16 protein-coding genes are annotated in these 15,611 nt (G+C 72.1%); 5 read left to right on the top strand and 11 right to left on the bottom strand.

Annotated features, from left to right (window positions below; all coding sequences use genetic code 11):
- Position 1: 1 nt before the first annotated feature.
- Positions 2 to 1,300 (top strand): hypothetical protein, encoded by a 1,299-nt coding sequence (locus ACQP2F_RS05785; RefSeq protein ID WP_433301330.1) that lies wholly within the window; start codon positions 2 to 4, stop codon positions 1,298 to 1,300.
- Positions 1,301 to 1,309: 9 nt separating this feature from the next.
- Here ACQP2F_RS05785 and ACQP2F_RS05780 read toward each other — a convergent pair whose 3' ends face one another.
- The 8 genes from ACQP2F_RS05780 to ACQP2F_RS05745 all read right to left on the bottom strand — a co-directional run bounded on the left by ACQP2F_RS05780 (position 1,310) and on the right by ACQP2F_RS05745 (position 8,844).
- The gene (locus tag ACQP2F_RS05780) at positions 1,310 to 1,582 is read right to left on the bottom strand and encodes a helix-turn-helix transcriptional regulator (protein WP_433301328.1); all 273 of its coding nucleotides are present in this window, start codon (positions 1,580 to 1,582) and stop codon (positions 1,310 to 1,312) included.
- A gap of 54 nt (positions 1,583 to 1,636) precedes the next feature.
- Entirely contained in the window at positions 1,637 to 2,404 is a 768-nt protein-coding gene (locus ACQP2F_RS05775) for an SDR family NAD(P)-dependent oxidoreductase (RefSeq protein WP_433301326.1), read from the bottom strand.
- 96 nt (positions 2,405 to 2,500) lie between these two features.
- Positions 2,501 to 2,851 (bottom strand): DUF2795 domain-containing protein, encoded by a 351-nt coding sequence (locus ACQP2F_RS05770; protein WP_433301324.1) that lies wholly within the window; start codon positions 2,849 to 2,851, stop codon positions 2,501 to 2,503.
- 286 nt (positions 2,852 to 3,137) lie between these two features.
- Positions 3,138 to 3,806, bottom strand: coding sequence for a hypothetical protein (locus tag ACQP2F_RS05765; RefSeq protein ID WP_433301322.1), 669 nt, complete (start codon positions 3,804 to 3,806; stop codon positions 3,138 to 3,140).
- A gap of 1,081 nt (positions 3,807 to 4,887) precedes the next feature.
- Positions 4,888 to 5,562 (bottom strand): activator of HSP90 ATPase, encoded by a 675-nt coding sequence (locus tag ACQP2F_RS05760; RefSeq protein ID WP_433301321.1) that lies wholly within the window; start codon positions 5,560 to 5,562, stop codon positions 4,888 to 4,890.
- A 27-nt stretch (positions 5,563 to 5,589) separates the two neighbouring features.
- Complete coding sequence (locus ACQP2F_RS05755; RefSeq protein WP_433301319.1) at positions 5,590 to 6,447, bottom strand: bifunctional DNA primase/polymerase; 858 nt, start codon at positions 6,445 to 6,447, stop codon at positions 5,590 to 5,592.
- 20 nt (positions 6,448 to 6,467) lie between these two features.
- Entirely contained in the window at positions 6,468 to 7,505 is a 1,038-nt protein-coding gene (locus ACQP2F_RS05750) for a beta family protein (protein WP_433301318.1), read from the bottom strand.
- Positions 7,506 to 7,542: 37 nt separating this feature from the next.
- Complete coding sequence (locus tag ACQP2F_RS05745; protein ID WP_433301316.1) at positions 7,543 to 8,844, bottom strand: AAA family ATPase; 1,302 nt, start codon at positions 8,842 to 8,844, stop codon at positions 7,543 to 7,545.
- Between the two features lie 649 nt (positions 8,845 to 9,493).
- Here ACQP2F_RS05745 and ACQP2F_RS05740 point away from each other — a divergent pair.
- The 3 genes from ACQP2F_RS05740 to ACQP2F_RS05730 all read left to right on the top strand — a co-directional run bounded on the left by ACQP2F_RS05740 (position 9,494) and on the right by ACQP2F_RS05730 (position 12,162).
- Positions 9,494 to 9,877: a YbaB/EbfC family nucleoid-associated protein gene (locus ACQP2F_RS05740; protein WP_433301314.1), complete on the top strand. Its 384-nt coding sequence runs from the start codon at positions 9,494 to 9,496 to the stop codon at positions 9,875 to 9,877.
- A complete protein-coding gene (locus tag ACQP2F_RS05735) occupies positions 9,870 to 10,184 on the top strand; it encodes a type VII secretion target (protein WP_433301312.1) in 315 nt (104 codons plus the stop codon). Before ACQP2F_RS05740 ends, ACQP2F_RS05735 begins: the two co-directional genes overlap by 8 nt.
- Before the next feature lie 202 nt (positions 10,185 to 10,386).
- Positions 10,387 to 12,162, top strand: a complete 1,776-nt coding sequence (locus tag ACQP2F_RS05730; RefSeq protein ID WP_433301310.1) for a SpoIIE family protein phosphatase — start codon at positions 10,387 to 10,389, stop codon at positions 12,160 to 12,162.
- Here ACQP2F_RS05730 and ACQP2F_RS05725 read toward each other — a convergent pair.
- Genes ACQP2F_RS05725 through ACQP2F_RS05715 form a run of 3 tightly spaced genes read right to left on the bottom strand, consistent with a single transcriptional unit; the run spans position 12,142 to position 15,142 of the window.
- Positions 12,142 to 13,554 (bottom strand): hypothetical protein, encoded by a 1,413-nt coding sequence (locus tag ACQP2F_RS05725; RefSeq protein ID WP_433301309.1) that lies wholly within the window; start codon positions 13,552 to 13,554, stop codon positions 12,142 to 12,144. The genes ACQP2F_RS05730 and ACQP2F_RS05725 overlap by 21 nt on opposite strands.
- Positions 13,551 to 14,582: a hypothetical protein gene (locus ACQP2F_RS05720; RefSeq protein WP_433307364.1), complete on the bottom strand. Its 1,032-nt coding sequence runs from the start codon at positions 14,580 to 14,582 to the stop codon at positions 13,551 to 13,553. The genes ACQP2F_RS05725 and ACQP2F_RS05720 overlap by 4 nt, the downstream gene beginning before the upstream one ends.
- Positions 14,576 to 15,142 carry a hypothetical protein gene (locus ACQP2F_RS05715; RefSeq protein ID WP_433301308.1) on the bottom strand — a complete coding sequence of 189 codons (567 nt, stop codon included), beginning with the start codon at positions 15,140 to 15,142 and terminating at the stop codon, positions 14,576 to 14,578. Before ACQP2F_RS05715 ends, ACQP2F_RS05720 begins: the two co-directional genes overlap by 7 nt.
- Before the next feature lie 168 nt (positions 15,143 to 15,310).
- Here ACQP2F_RS05715 and ACQP2F_RS05710 point away from each other — a divergent pair, with 168 nt between their 5' ends.
- Complete coding sequence (locus ACQP2F_RS05710; RefSeq protein ID WP_433301306.1) at positions 15,311 to 15,598, top strand: DUF427 domain-containing protein; 288 nt, start codon at positions 15,311 to 15,313, stop codon at positions 15,596 to 15,598.
- Positions 15,599 to 15,611 lie beyond the last annotated feature (13 nt).

Genomic DNA, 15,611 nt, shown 5'->3' with positions numbered 1-15,611 from the left:
AGTGACGCCGCTGATCCGGCACGAGAGCGGGACGACGTTGACCGAGAACACACCCGAGCGCCCGGACGACGAGAAGCCGTCCCCCGGCACGCCGCCACCGTCCCCGCCCGCGGCCGACCCGTTCGGGGCGCTCCCGCCGGCTTCGGACCCGTACGCGACCTCGGACCCGCTCATCAACTCCGACCCGTTCGGCTCGCCCGATCCGTTGTCGACGTCGAGCCCGTCCGGGCTTCCGCCTCAGGCTCCGCCCTATGGCCCGCCTTATGGTTCGCCTTATGGTCCGCCGCCCGGCCAGACTCCGGCGCCCGGATACATTCCGCCCGGCTACGGCCAGTCGCCCTTCGGCACGCCGCCGCCGGCCTACGGTCCGCCGCCGGCCTACGGTCCGCCGCCGGCCTACGGTCCCCCGCCGGGCTACGGACCTCCTCCCGGATACGGCCTGCCGCCCTACCCCGGCGGCCACCTGCCGGCCGAGTACTACGCCGGCCCCTCCGACCCCCTGGTCAGCGCCGACTTCGGCGGCTGGTGGTCGCGCAGCTTCCGCCTGGTCGGCCAGGCCTGGCGGCCGGTCGCCCTGCTCCAGCTGATCACCGTGGTCCCGCTCCTGGTCGGCACCGTCGTCGTCAACGTGGCCTTCGGCGACCGGTTCACGACGTCGCTCGACACCACACCGGCCGAGAACTTCCAGGACATCGACTGGTCGCCGGTGGTCGACGCGCTGGCCGTGATCCTCCCGCTCGCCCTCGTCTACGTCCTGCTCAGCGTGGTCGTCACCCTCGCCACCCACCGCGTTCTGGTCCAGACCGCGACCGGCCGCCCGGTCGCCATCGGCGCCGCGCTGCTCGACGGCCTGCGCCGCCTGCCCGCCCTGGTCGGCTGGGGCCTGCTGGGCGGCCTGCTGACCCTGCTCGGGGCGATCGCGTGCATCCTGCCCGGCATCTACATAGGCATCGTGCTGACCATCCTGCCGGTGGTGGTCCTGCTGGAACGCGGCAACGCCGTGAGCCGCGCGTTCCAGCTGTTCCACGCCAGCTTCGGCGCCGCCCTCGGCCGCATCCTGACGATGTTCGGGATCACCATCGGGCTGACGATCCTCGAGTCCGTCTTCACCGGAGCCCTGGACAACGCCACCACCTCGGGCGCGGGCGCCACCCCCGCCCTGATCATCGCCCAGCTGATCAGCGCCGCCTTCACCGTCGCCACGGCCGTCATCACGGCCCCGATGCTGCTGGCCGCGTACGCCGACATGAGAGCCCGGCACGAGCCGTTCTCCACCGCCTACCTACTGCCCGGGCAGTAAGCGCGCGTCCTACCGCCCCGCCGCGACCCGCAGACAATCGGAGCTCAGCTCGCGGATCGCCTCATCGAAGGGCTGTCGGCGCGTCCCCTGGGCCACGCGCGGGGGCTGCCGGGCCATCCACTCCTCGACGTCGTCCCTCAGCCAGATCTTGCCCTGAGCCAGCACCGCGACCGGCTTCGGGAAATCCGCCCGCGACGCCAGCTGATAGACCCGCTGCCGGCACACCCCCAGCAGCTCGCGAATCTCATGAGCGCCAAGCAGGCGCATCGGCTCGCCTTCCATGCACACGACTATAGGCCTACGACTACCGGCGCCATAGCCTCTGGTCTGCCAATTTCAGGCTTCTTCCGGGTCCCGGCCGACCGCCGAGCGACCCCCGTCGACCGGGATGATCGCGCCGTTCACGAAGGCCGCCTGCTCGGACAGGAGGAATGCCACGACGTCGGCCACCTCGGACGGGCGGCCCATCCGGCCCAGCGGCTGCAGCAGCCGGATCTCCCGGTCGAACCGCTCCCGCTCGTCGCCGGGCAGCCCGCCGAGATGGGCATCCGACCGGTCGGTCGCTATGGAACCCAAGGCAACGGCATTCACCCGTACGCCCGAAGGACCGTAATCGACGGCAAGCGCGCGAGTGACGCCTTCGACCGCCGCTTTCGCCGTCGCGTAGGCGAAGGCGCCGCGCACCGCCCGCTGTGCCTGGTGCGACGAGACATTGACGATGGAGCCCCGCCCGGCGGACCGGAAGTGCCGGATCGCCGCCGCGCACCCCACCACAACCGGGTCGAGATTCAGCCCGATCAGCCCGAGCATGTCCCGGGCCGCCGTCTCGTGCAGCCAAGCGTCCCGGAAGACCGCCGCATTGTTGACCCAACCGATCAAGGGCGCTCGCGCCGCGGCCTCGGCGGCGGCCCGCTCGGCGACCGCTTCGTCGGAAGCGCTCCCGACGACCGGCAGCAACCGCCCGGCCGCCGGATGATCGGCGATCCAGTCCAGCGCGCCGGGATCGAGCTCGACGACGGCCACGACGTTCCCGCCGCCGGCCAGGCGCTCGACGATGGCCCGGCCGATTCCGCGACCGCCGCCGGTCACCACGAACGAGTCCACCGCGTGATCGTAGGCGGCACGTGCGGAACTCGCCGGGCTGCGCTTCCTGCTTCCTACTTCCTACTTCCTGCTTCCTGCCTCCTGCTTCCTGCTTCCTCAGCGACCCAGCGCCTGCCAGATCTCCACGACGGTCCGGAACTCGGTGCCGGCCGGCAGCCGGTCGAGGTCGGCCAGGATGTCGTCGGGAGCCAGCAGGTCCTGGGCGCTGCGGCGCAGCTTGTCCCGGTCGCCGGGCAGGGCGGACAGGCCGATGTACCGCCCGAGCCGGCTGAACTCCTCGTTCTCGTCGACGTCGAGGCGCTCGGTCGGCTGGGGTTGATCCTCCCCGGCCGGCTCGGCCATGTGCCATTCCTCGGCCCGGCCGCCGGGGACGCCCTGAACCTCCCCGCGGACCTCGTCGCTCATCCGGTCGTCGATGCGGGCCCCGTGCTTGTTTCCTCGGTCCATGCGAGGGACGTTCCCAGCGATCACGCCGATAAACGACCCGTAAGGCGGACGCGGCGTTCTGGTCACCGTCGCCCCGCCGTCGCCGGGCCCCTCGCTCCTCGCCCGCCCCGCTCCTCGCCTGCCCCGCTCCTCGCCCGCCCCGCTCCGCGCCCGCGCCCCTGCGCCGCGAAGAGCCCCATCCTCAACGACCCCGGACACAGCTGTGCCGCACGAGGCGCCTCGCTGTCGAAGCGCCCACGTGCGGCGTTTTCGCTGTCCTCACATCACCCGCACCCGGGCTGATGGATCAGGGGAAACGCATGCGACGAGGGCGGGGAATCACGGGCGGGGGAAGGGGGAGATCATCGATGTGGCTCCAGTTGAGGTGACCGTTGTCGGTCGACTTGACCTCGCCGAGGCACGCCCGCAGCAGGCCGAGGTTCGGCGCACCGGCGAACCCGGCGATCACCACCTCGGGCTTCGGCTCGATCTTCGCGATGGCCGCGCAGATCTTGGCGACCTCGCGCTCGTCGACGGCGTCCAGCGGCAACGGCGCCTCGGCCTGCGACCGGCGCCACGGCGGACCGAATCGCCGCAGCAACTCCCGGGCGAGCCGGCCGAACGAGCGCCCGACCTCGACGTCACGCATCGACGTCTGCGCCGACTGGCCGTAGCACCAGGGCACGACGACGTGTCCGTGGATCACCACGAGCTGGTAGACGGACTTGGGAACACTGATGATCTCGGCGCCGGGGAGCGTGCCGAGGAAGAGCACGAGCTCCTCGTACGGAAGCGGCCATCGCGGATTCGCGAGTACTCGTTCCTGCGTCTGCGTCATAGCGGGGTGAGCGTTGACCTCGCGGTCGATCGCGGTGCTCAACGCCTCCGGAACCCGGGTCCACAGTTCGCCGGCAACCTTGTCGCCGAACTGTTCGACCACCCACTCGCTCGGACCGACCAGAACGTCTGGGCGCATTCGTTACCACCACCGTCCGTGTCGCGGGCGTTACTGCTGGCTTAGAAGAGTTCCACTTCCGGTGATCGACTGGAAGTGGTCTCTTCCCACATCGCAGAAACGCTCATGAATGAAATCCCGCGCGACGATCAAATCTGAGCCACGACGACGGAGCAGCAGGTCGAACCCGTTCGAAACATGCAACTTGCACGGCGAACCGCACGTGCAAGTTGCATGTCGGCTTCGCTATTCGACCGCCTTCTACAGTGAATCACTGACATATTTCGACACGGTGACCACCATGCAAACATCAACTCACCGTGACCATGGAAGGCTCGCCACCAGCACCGACATAACCCACAAAGCCCCCAACCCCCAGCGCCCGTACGCCCGGAGCGCCGTCCAATGCTCCACAGTGGCCAGACGTCCGGGCCGACCTGCGGAGACCGCCGTCGAATCCGCTGCCACCCCTCGAACTTCCCCACTGTCAGATATCCGTCAGAAGCCCACATCGTTATCCGTCGAAGCATGATTTGCCGCATAGGCCCGTTTCCCCGCCGATCCCCGCACCGCACCAAAACGGCATTCGGACCACCGTCCACAAGCCACTCCGCGCAAGAGATCGCCACACCAAATAGTGAGAAGCGGTGTCCTCGGACAAGGGTCGCGCACAGCCACCGCAGGCCCGCCAAGCCCACGCCCAACCGCCCAGCACAGCCAGCCGGGCTTCGACGCCCTGCCGCCCGCCGCACCCAAGGCCCAGCCCGCCCGCCGCGCCTCAGGCCCAGGCCGCCGCCGCACCCAAGGCCAAGCACGCCCGCCGCGCTTCCTGGTCCCGCGCACTGCCCGCCCGCCGCGATCAACGACGTTCTTCCAGCCCCGCGCCGCGGCCAGCCATGTCAAGCCCGGCGCGCTGCCACCCGCCACCAATCGCCGCGCTCTGGCGCCCAGCTCAGCGGCACGACGCGTGACCGCGCGCCTGCCGGTCGCTGCTGGGTGAGGGAGAGGACCGAGCGCGCAGCCGCTACCCGGTGATTCGCCGGCAGATCACCGCGCGTCCGTCAGTTGTCCGGTGATCGGCCGGCAGATCACCGCGCCTCCGTCAGTTGTCCGGCGACGGGTCCGCGGCCGTCGTGATCACCGCATCGGCGGCCAGCGGCGCCCACCTCTTGGTCCACTCCTCCCGCCGCGCCTCGAAGGCCGCGTCGTCCAGGCCGAACGTGGACACCGTCACCTCCATCCGCGCCGCCTCGTGCCGGTCGAGCGGCAGCCGCCCGGACACCACCACCAGCGCGTCCTCGGCGTCGACCGTCCACGCCACCCGCGGCCCGAACCGTTCCCACCCGCCGTCGGCCAGCGTCAGCGCCTGCCGCCCGGTCGTCTCGCCGGTCAGGTAGAGCGTCCGCCGCCGCCCGGCCGGCCGCGCCTCCAGCAGGTACCGCAGCTGGATCAGAAACGCCCGCCACCCCTCCTCGATCGCGTCGTACCGCTCCGGCCCGCCCGGGCCGCCGCCCTCCCGGGACACGCGCACCCGGGCCTCCTCGTCCCCGCCGGACACCTCCAGCGACGACCCGTCGGCCCAGCCCATGTGCTCCGGCGCCCACAACGTCGCCTCGTCCACGAAGATCTGCCGGATCTCGGCGTCGAGCCCGTCGTAGTCCCACCCGAACCACTGACGCAGCACAGCCGTCTGGGTCACGGCCTCCCACACCTCGTCCCGGCCGGCCTTCACGGTGACTTCCACGTCGTACGGCTTCAGCCCGCGTTGATCGGTCATGCCCCCATCATTGGGGCAAACGGATGATCACGCCACGTGTCGGCCCGCTTCGGGATCGATCGGTGACCGTCGACCCGCGCCGAGCCCCGACCGGATCGTCCGCCGAGCCTCGGCGCGGCCCAGACCGGCGCTGCCCGCGGCCGCCTCGAGCTCGCGGACGACGTCGCCAGCGTCGAGCAAGCCGCCGCCGACGAGCCGCCCCAGCGCGAACGCGGCCCGGTTGAGCGTGTCGTTGCGGCTACCGACGGGAGCGGTCGCCACCCGGTCGGCCTCGGCGGCCAGCGCGGCCCGCCCGTAGCGGTCCGGATGCACGATCGGCCGGATCGACCGGCGGGCGACCGGCGCCACCGGCCCCTCGATCAGGTGGCGGAGCGGGGCCGGCCCGGCGGGCAGCCCGTCATCCGGACGGCGCACCCACCGATAGTCGGCGCCGCGGGCGTGCCGAGAGGGCGGGGCCACCACATAGCCGCCGACCCCGCGCCAATCGAGCCCCGGGAGCAGCCGCACCCGGTTGCCGAACCCCAGCGGCGCGAACCACAGGTGCCAGCCGCCCCCGCCCGTACGGACGCGGGGTCCCGCCGGAAGCTCGCCACCGAGCAGGTGGGTCAGACCGTGCCAGCCCTCGGCCGAGTCGATGTCGGCCACATCCATCGCGATGCCCGTGCGCAGCCCGACATTCGCCTCCGGCCACCGGCCCCACCAGAGCTCGATCAGGCGCGGGTCGGTGCTCGCCTCGTTCAGGCCGTGTCGCAGTCGCGGGTGCTTGCCAGGACTGTCGCATCGGACTCCCCGGTCGCAGGAACAGCCGCCGCTCGGGTCAGGCGTGTGCACCGGCAGGACGGGGATCCCGTGCCGGGCGTACGCCAATGCGGCTGTCAGCAACATTAGAACAAGCGTACGACAGTTTATCGCCCCGTCAGAGATTCCAGGACATGGGCGATATGGTGGGAAGTGCTCCACGACATCCAGCTCGCCGAGCTTCCCCCGCCCCGGGCCGTCCGTGCCCGCCGCGCGATCTCGGCGTCGCCCCAGGAGTAGCGCGCCCCGGTCGCCGGCCAGTGCGGAGAACCCACGAGCGTGCGGCAAAGATCGTGGCAGCGGTCGTCACTCCGTCCGCCCCGGCGCGCCCACCGATAGATCCACCAATCGTTCCCGGCGGTGTATCGCAACGTCGGCAACTGCCGGTGGCGCTGCACCCCGTACCGCCGCACCGGCGAGGTCACGCCGTAGTCCGCGTACCCGACGCCCGGCTCACCCAGCCGCGCCCACACCCGCGCGTCCAGCCGCCCCACCGTCACCGCCCGATCGGTGGGCAGGTCGTCGAGATTGGCCGGCATCGCACCCGACGCCACGCTCACCGAACGCCACGGCAGCCCGCGCGCCCAGCGCAGCACCCGGCGGCACTGCTCCTCGACCGCGTCCGCGTGCGCGACGCAGGCGGTCTCGGCCAGGTCGATCAGCAGGTCGACCTCCTCGACCTCCAGCCCCGCGCCGCGCAACATCCGGCCGGTCACCTCGTTCGCCTCCGCCGCGTTCCCGGCGTCGACATGCGGCTGGAGCCGCAACACCGCGCGACGCAGGTGCATCCGGGCCGCAAGCCCGTGGGCGGCCAGGCGACGATTGCTCTCGTACGCCCGGAGCACCGGCAACATCGTCACGCCCAGATCGGCCAGCGCCTCGGCGAGATCCAGCGCCGGCCGCGACAGCGGGTCCCGCGGTTCGGGCAGGCCCCCGAAGTCGATCCCGATCGCCCCGGTCCGCGGCGGCAGCTCCCTGATCAGCGAGAGCACGCCCGGCCCCGGCTCGACCTCGAGGATCGGCATGACCCGCGCCGCGTCCCCGGGCGCCAGGTGACTCAGGGCCGCCAGCTCACCCCGGCGCGGGCGCAGGATGGGACGGTAGACGTCCTCCCGCAACGAGCCCGCCGTCGTGAATATCGCCATTCACTCACGGTAGCGAGTTGTGTCGGATCCGCGACAGTCATCGATATAAATGTGCGAGTATTGCCTGATTCGCCTCCCAGCCGTCCGGGAACTTGACCGGCACGTTGAGGTGCACCGGCTCGGTCGACGGGTGCGCGTCGAGCAGCTCGGCGATGCCGGCCCGGGCCACCACCACGCAAGCGTGCCGGTGCCGCGAGGTGAGCACGCACAGTCGTCCCGACTCCAGATGGAATGCGGTCGCGTCACGCCGCCCCGACAGCGGATGCAGCACGATGGTCAGGTCGTACTCGCGGCCCTGCAGCCGGTTCGCCGTGTCGACCGTGACCCCGGCCGCCTCCGGCGGCAGCAGCGCGCGGATCGCCGCGGCCTGGTCGCGGTGCGCGGCCCCGATCGCGACCCGGGCCGGCGTCAAAGGCCGTTCGTCCTGCTCGGACGTGGCGACCGCATCCCGCGACAGCGCACGCCCGGCCAGCGCCGCGCAGGCGGCCGCGGCCTCGGCGTCCGTACGGACGGTGAACCGCTCCGGAAGTTGGTGAAGACCCCACCCGGTCGCCGCCGCCACGTCCAGCACCTCGTCGAGCGGCCCGGTCGCCGCCGCGCCGAACCGCAGCTTGCGATCGCCCGGCCCGGTGCCCGACCGGAAGCCGGTGAACGGGTAGAACGCCTCGGCCACCACGGAGGCGGCCGAATGCGGCAGCCGCCACGAGACCGGCAGGCGATGCACCGGCAGCTCCAGGTTGTGCCGCAGCAGCACCGCGACGGCGCTCTGCATCGGGTCCCACGACAGCCCCGTCCACCGGTCGACGTCGACGGTCGAGAACGGGTCGAGCTGCCCCGGATCACCCACGAACAGCGCCCGCTCGAACCGTGGCGCCACGCGCAACAGGGCGTCGGAGCGCATCTGGTACGCCTCGTCGACGATCGCCCACGGCCAGGTGCCCTCGGTGACGGTCGCCCACTTGGCCGCCGTGCCGATCGTGACGGCCGGCGACCCGAGATCGGCCACCTTGGCGCCGACCCGGCAGGCGGGATGATCCCGTACCCGCTCGGAGGCCTCGTAGTCGACCGCCGAAAGCCGCCCCACACTCACCCGCGGCGACCGCGCACCCAGCCGCTCGATGAGATCGTCGACCTGCTCGTTGGTCTGCGCGACGATCATCAGCGGCGTGCCGGTGGCCGCGAGCTCGCCGGCCGCCCGCACCACCAGCGTCGACTTCCCGGCGCCCGGCGGCGAGTCGACCACCACGCCGCGATGGTCGCCGACGCGCAGGTCACGAAGCACCGCGTCGATGACACGCGCCGCCTCGGCGGCCGGGCTGACCGGCTGGTTCGCATTCACCCGGGCACCGTAGCGCGGGCCGCCGACATTTCTGCCGTTATCCACAGGGCGCTTTTTAGCGGCCCACCCACGTTCACGGTGGGTGGGTACGTAACCGCGCTCGCGTCACGTTCCACCCCGACCGGCCCACCCCACGTGACGTGGATTGGGCGGGTTACCCGGGCCGATCACACCGGGCCCGATCACCTCGCGCCGATCACCTCGACCGGCCACACGGGCGATCACCTCGGGTCGATCACCTCGGCCGATCACGCATGCAGGTCGCGGGGCGCAGGCCGCGGCGGCCATCCACAGCGGGCCAGCACACGGCGACATCGTCCACGGCCAACGCCAGACACAACCCACCCACGTGACGTGGGTGGGTTGTGTCTCGGCGGCAAACTGGGCGGCCCGCTGTGCGGCCGACCGAGCGGCGATCCAGGCGGCCCGCTGCGCGCGGCCAACCCGGCGGCCCTCCAGGCGGCCCATTGCGCGGCCAACCCGGCGGCCCGCTGCGCGGCCACCGAGCGGCCAACCAGGCGGCCCGCTGCGCGGCCGACCGAGCGGCCACTGAGCGGACGGCTCACCCCTCGCGGTTATCCACAGCCATCAGCGGCAGTTGGCAACCGGGTCTACCGTGAGGCCGAGGCCGCAAGATGGAGGTTGATCAATGTTCGACGCTGGAGATCTCGACGCGGCGGAGCGCATGATCGACGACTGGCAGGCCGGCATCGAGACGCGCGCGGCGCAGGCGCGGGAGCTGTCGGCGCGGCTGTCCCGGCTGTCCGCGACCGCCCGCAGCGCCGACCGGCTGGTCACCGTCACCGTGGGCGCCTCGGGCGACCTGACCGGCCTCACGCTCGACGAGCGCATACGGCAGCGTCCCGCGCAGGAGACGGCGCGGGCGATCCTGGCGACCCTCGGGCAGGCTCGGGCCACGCTGACCGCGGCGGTCACCGAGGTGACGGCCGGGACGGTGGGGGCCGACTCGGAGACGGGGCGGGCCGTCATCGCCTCCTACACCGCGAGGCCGGCTGGTGAGCGCAATGTTTGAGCAGGTGTCGGTGCGGCATCCCGACCTGCTGACGCACGCGACCACGGTCGCGGGCATCGGCGATCAGGTGACCACGGCGGCGGAGGCGGGGAGCGAGGTCCGGCCGGGCGTCGACGCGTACGGGAAATTGTGCGTGATGGTTCCCGCCATGCTCGCGTCGCTGCAGGACGTCCTCGTCTCCGGCATCGCGTCGGCGGCCGGCTCGCTGCAGGACACGGCGGTCCGGCTGCGCACGACGGCGCAGAGCTACGAAGAGATCGACCGGCTGCGGGCGTCGGTCTTCGACAGCATTCGCGCCGGGTCGTGACCGCGACGATGCGAGCAGCGATTCCCGGCTGACGCGGCGAGCAGGAGATTCGCCGCCGGCGATGGCCCGGCGGTCGTGCGACGTGGCCTGCCCGCGGAGAGCGGCTGAACGGAGGGTCGGCATCGGCGCGCCGCGACGGTAGCCTGTCAGGTCTGAGCGGCCGGGGGGCGACGTGCTGCGGGGAGACTTGGTCGAGACGGGTGTGGGCGTTCTCGGGGATCCGGAGCGCCTGCGGGCGGTTCGGCGCCTTGGGCTGGGCGCGCGCGCCGATGCGGCCTTCGATCGGATTGCGACCCTGGTCGAGCGGCTGGTGGACGCGCCGGTCTCGCTGGTCACCGTGCTCGCCGCGGACCGGCAGTATCTGCCGGGGCAGGTCGGGCTTCCGGAACCGCTGGCCGAGTCGCGGGAGATGCCGCTGACGCATTCGCTCAGCCGGCACGTCGTCGAGGCCGGGACCATGCTCGTCGTCCCGGACACCCGCGTCGACCCGCGCATGAAGGACAACCTCGCGGTGCAAGACCTGCAGGCGATGGCGTACGCCGGCGTGCCGCTCACCGACTCCGACGGGCACGTCCTCGGCACCCTCGCGGTGATGGACCGCGAGCCCCGGGCCTGGACCAGGAGCGAGATCGCCCTGCTCGTCGAGCTCGGCGAGGTCTGCTCGTCGGAGCTGCGGCTGCGGATCGCGCGGGAGATCGCGGACGAGGCGCGCCGGGCCGCCGAGTCGGCGCACGACCAGCTCAGCCTGCTCGGGGAGCTCACCGAGACGCTCACGGCCACGATGGACATCGACGAGGCGCTCGGGCGGCTCGGCCGGACGGTCGCCGGCCGGCTCGCCGACTGGTGTGTCGTCGCGCTGGCCGAGCCGTCGGGCACGGTTCGTCATGTGTCGGCCGCGCACCACGATCCGGCGTACGCGGACCTCGCCGAACGTCTCGCGAAGCTGGCCGGCGCGGCTCCCCGCGAAATGAAGTCCCTGGTCGCGGCCGTGCAACGCATTCCGCTGCCGATCCGGGAGGACGCCGCCGATCCCCGCTCGCTGCGCGCCCGCGTCGGACCGGGCGAGGTCATCGAGATCGCCGAGCGGATCGGGCTCGCGTCCTATCTGGTCGCGCCGATCACCACGCCGGTCGGGCGGCGCATCGTCGGCGTGATCATTCTCGTCAACGGGCCGCGGGCGGGCGCCTTCGACGAGGCCGCCGAGCGCACCGCCACCGAGATCGGGCGCCGGGCCGGGCTCGCCGTCGACAACAGCCGGCTCTACGGGCGTCAGCGTCACGTGGCCGAGGTCCTGCAGCACAGCATGCTGCCCGAGCTGCCCCGCATCCCGGGCGTCGAGCTGCACGCCCGCTACCTGCCGGCGCAGGTCGGCGCGGCCGTCGGCGGTGACTGGTACGACGCGTTCGTGCAGCCCGACGGCAGCGTGATGCTGGCGGTCGGCGACGTCTCCGGCCACGACATCGAGGCGGCCGCGACGATGGGCCAGGTCCGCAACCTGGTGCGCGGCGACGCGTACGGCCGCGACGACGAGCCCGGCCCGCTGCTGGCCCAGCTGGATCGCGCGCTGCACGGCCTGAGGATGCCGGCCGCGGCCACCGCCGTGCTGGCGCGGCTGCGGCGCGATGCTGACGGGTACGACCTGACCTTCGCCAACGCCGGCCACCCGCCGCCGATTGTGCTGCGGCGGGACGGCGAGATCGAGGTCTGGTGGCAGTCGCCCGAGCCCCTTCTCGGCCTGATTCCCCGGGATGTCCGCACCACCCACCACCGGCGGATCGATCCGGGCGACACCCTGCTGCTCTACACGGACGGACTGGTGGAGAGCCCGGCCCAGTTGATCGACGAGGGGATCGGCCGCATCCGGAAGGCGATCGAGGGCGGCCAGTCCCGCCCGGCCGACGAGATCTGCACCCGCCTGCTGGACACCGCGATCCGGCGGGACGACGACATCGCGCTCTTAGTGATCCGCTTCGGATGAAGGCGGCGGGCCGCCGTGCGTCCATGGCGTGTCGGCCGGGTCGGGAAACGCGGCTCCGGGCCGGTAAGCCTCACTGAGCGTGGTCAGCAGGAGCTTCTCGCCCACGGCCGGCACGCTCCCGGGCTCGGCGACCAGCTTGCGTCCCATGCCGCCGGAGAGTTCCAGCAACACGTCGTAGCCGGTGGCGGTCGGCGTCACCGAGATCACCCGGGCCTTCTGCGACGGCCGCGCCGGCGAGGTCAGCGACGCCCCGGCCTCGACCCGCACCGTCTCGGTCGTCGCCACCATGATCCGGGGACGTAACACCGGCCGTTTCCCGCTGTCGTCGATCCGGTCCGGATCGGCCAGCGTCACCACTCCGCCGAAGGCCGACCCGGCCAGCCGGTACTCGGCCATCACCAGCGGGTCGTCGAACGCCCGCTGCACCGCATAGCGCGTGGCCGCGTTCTCCAGCCGCTGCAACCGCGCGGCCGCCGCCACGGCGCCGTCCCGGCGCGGCTGCGGCGCGCCGTCCTCGGCCAGGTGCTGCACGTACGCCGAATAGCTGTCCCGGTCCCCGTCCCACCGCGACCCGACCCGGTCGCCCACCGGCAGCCCGCGCAGCAGATCGAGCGCGCGCCACATCCCGTCCCAGGTCGGCGTCAGCAGCTCGCGCAGCACGTCGGACAGCGCCGGGTCGGCCTCCGAGATCAGCGGCGCGAGCACGTGGTTGTCGAAGTCGGGGTCGGTCGCCGGCCCCGCCACCGGGCCGCGCTCGGCCTCCCGGGCGGCCGCCGCGCCCGACTCGATCCAGGCCAGCAGCGAGCCCAGGTGCGCGTCCTCGGCGCCGCTCTGCCCGGTCGCCCAGTGCAGCCCGAGCGCCTGAACCGTGGTGAGCAGCAGCGACGACCCGGGCATCTCGGACGCGCCGGCCAGGAACGTCAGCCACTTCCCGAGCAGCGGTACGGCCGGCGGCACCGGGTTGTCGCCGTCCACCGACCGGAACCGGGTGGACCGCCCGAACAGCCGCAGGAAGTCGATCCCGCCCGTGTTCGGCACCCACACCTGCGGCGCGTCCACGAACCGGTACCGCACGTCGCGTCCGCGGTCGACGGCCACCGCCTCGGTCTCGGTGGCGAAGGACGTCAGGTACGGCACGAGCTCGCCGGCCAGCTCGGCGGCGAACGCGAACCGGTCGTCCCGGTTGCGCGGCTGCCGGACGACCAGCAGGCGGGGCTTCTCCGGATCGGTGCCGGCCATCGCCGCGAGCGGCGCGTTGGCCTCGCCCGCCATGGCCAGTGGGATGAGCACGAACGGCCGGTCGTGGACGTGGAGATGCCGCACTGTGGCGATCGGCTGCGCCCGACCGGCCGTGAACGCCTGTGCCCGCGCGAGCGCGACGAGCGTACTCACGAAAGCGCCTCGGACCGCAACCGCGCCGCCTGGCGCAACAGGGCCGCCGCCTCCTGCTGCTCGGGGGTGGGCGCCACGGCGCCGGTGGAGAGGTCGAGCGCGTGCGCGATCAGCTCGATGCCGCCGAGCGACTCCCGCACCGACCGGCCGAGAGCGGCCGTCGCCCCGTGCGCCTCGTCCCGGCAATATACCGACATTTCGCAGGAGGAGAGGCATTCCGGGGCGTAGCGCGCATCGATCGCTGCGAGCGAGTCGAGCAAAGCGTCCGGAGGCAGGGCGACGTCGAACGAAACGGACGGGGGAAGGGAGGCGATCAAAGCGGCCACCGACGACATACGGGACAATTGCCGCTTAAGCGTGGAAAGCTGCTTGCGCACGTCGAGAGTCACCGCGACCGGTTGCAGGGAGAAGTTCGACGGGCAGACCAGCACGGCCTCGTGACTGACGCGGTCGGCACCGAGCAGGTTGCGCAGGGCGAGCACATAGACGGCTGCCTGCACGGCCGCCGCCGACACCTTGGCCGCATCGGCCTGGCCGTCCACGATCGCGAACGACTTGATCTCGACGACCCGCAGCCGTCCCTCGCTCTGGAAGGCGATCAGATCGGGCTCGAGGAAGACGGTCTGCCCGGCGACCGGGAGCGTCAGCAGCGGATGGTCGATCAGCCCCGGCCGCGAGGAGGCCAGCAGCTCACGGGTGCGCCCGTGCCGCGCGGACAGGGTGTCGTCGGCGTCCGCACCGAGATCCTGATAGCCGATCGCGCCCACGTCGAGCACCGACCGCAGCAGCGCGCAGTCGTCGGCCTTGAGCATCGCCTCGAACGCGTTCCCCCGGGCCAGCGCGAACCGGGACTGCCCGAAGCTGCCCGGGAACCCGATCCGCTCGGCCAGCTTGACCTTGTCGATCCCGGCCGCGTCCAGCACCGCGCGCCGCGAGCAGCCCGGATTTCCGGTGAGCGCCGCGATGGTCCGGGCATTGTGCCGCTTGGCCTTGGCCGTGCCGCGAAGCTGGTCGAGCCGGTTCAACAGCCACCCCGCTGATGCGGCACCACGGGCACACCGAACAACTGCTGCCGGGCGTCGAGCCGTTCCGCCCGCTCGACGGCCGCCTCGCGTACCGGCGCCTCTGCCGCGATCTTCGCGATGAGTTGGGGATCGGCCAGCGCCGCACGCGCCGCGTCCGCAAGATCAAGAGCTTCCACCCCATGGGGTACGCGCTGAGCCAGCTCGCGCAGGAGCAGAGCCGCCGCCCGGCCGGCCGCCGGCGCCATCGCCACGAACCCGGCCACCCGCGCCACCATCGCCAGCTCGTCCGCGCGCCGCACGGCCGGGGTCAGGATCCGCCGTTCGAGTGGCCACTCCGCGAGCGCGAGCACTCCCGGCGCCGCGGTCAGGTCGGGACGCAGCGCCGCGCACAGCCCCGGCACCGGATTGCGCTCGACCTCGGCCAGTGCCGCCGTCGAGAGGTCGCCGTCGAACAGTGCCGCATGCACCCGGACCAGCAGGTGGGCGGGTGCGGGTGCGCCGAGCAGCAGCAGCGCGCGGCGCGCCTGCTCACCGGTCGTGGGTAGCGTGCTCAGACGGTTCACCGGGCCGCTTCTCATCGGGGGGCTGCCAAGGGCCAGTCCTGGCGGATCGACTCTAGATCTTCTTACACCGACGCGGCAATGTGCGGACGAGTCGCCACGTTTCACCCGCGATAGCGATTAATGTTCGCATATCGGACACCAAACCCGTTCCGCGCTACGTTCGACGGTATGCCGAAGGCCATCTGGAACGACGAAGTTATCGCCGAGAGCGACGACACCGTGGTTGTCGAGGGCAACTACTACTTCCCGCGCGCGTCGCTGCGGGAGGACGTGCTGCTGCCCTCCGACACCCACACCGTCTGCCCCTGGAAGGGCAAGGCGTCCTATTACACGCTGTCGTCCGACGGGCACATCGCGACGGACGCCGTCTGGTTCTACCCCGAGCCCAAGCCGGACGCCAAGGCCGTACGGGACCGGGTCGCCTTCCGCAACAAGGACGTCCGGGTAGAAGCCTGAAACCAGTGGGGCC

Source organism: Actinoplanes sp. CA-030573, from assembly GCF_050951115.1.
Lineage (GTDB): Bacteria > Actinomycetota > Actinomycetes > Mycobacteriales > Micromonosporaceae > Actinoplanes.
This window is presented reverse-complemented; position numbering and strand designations above follow the sequence as displayed.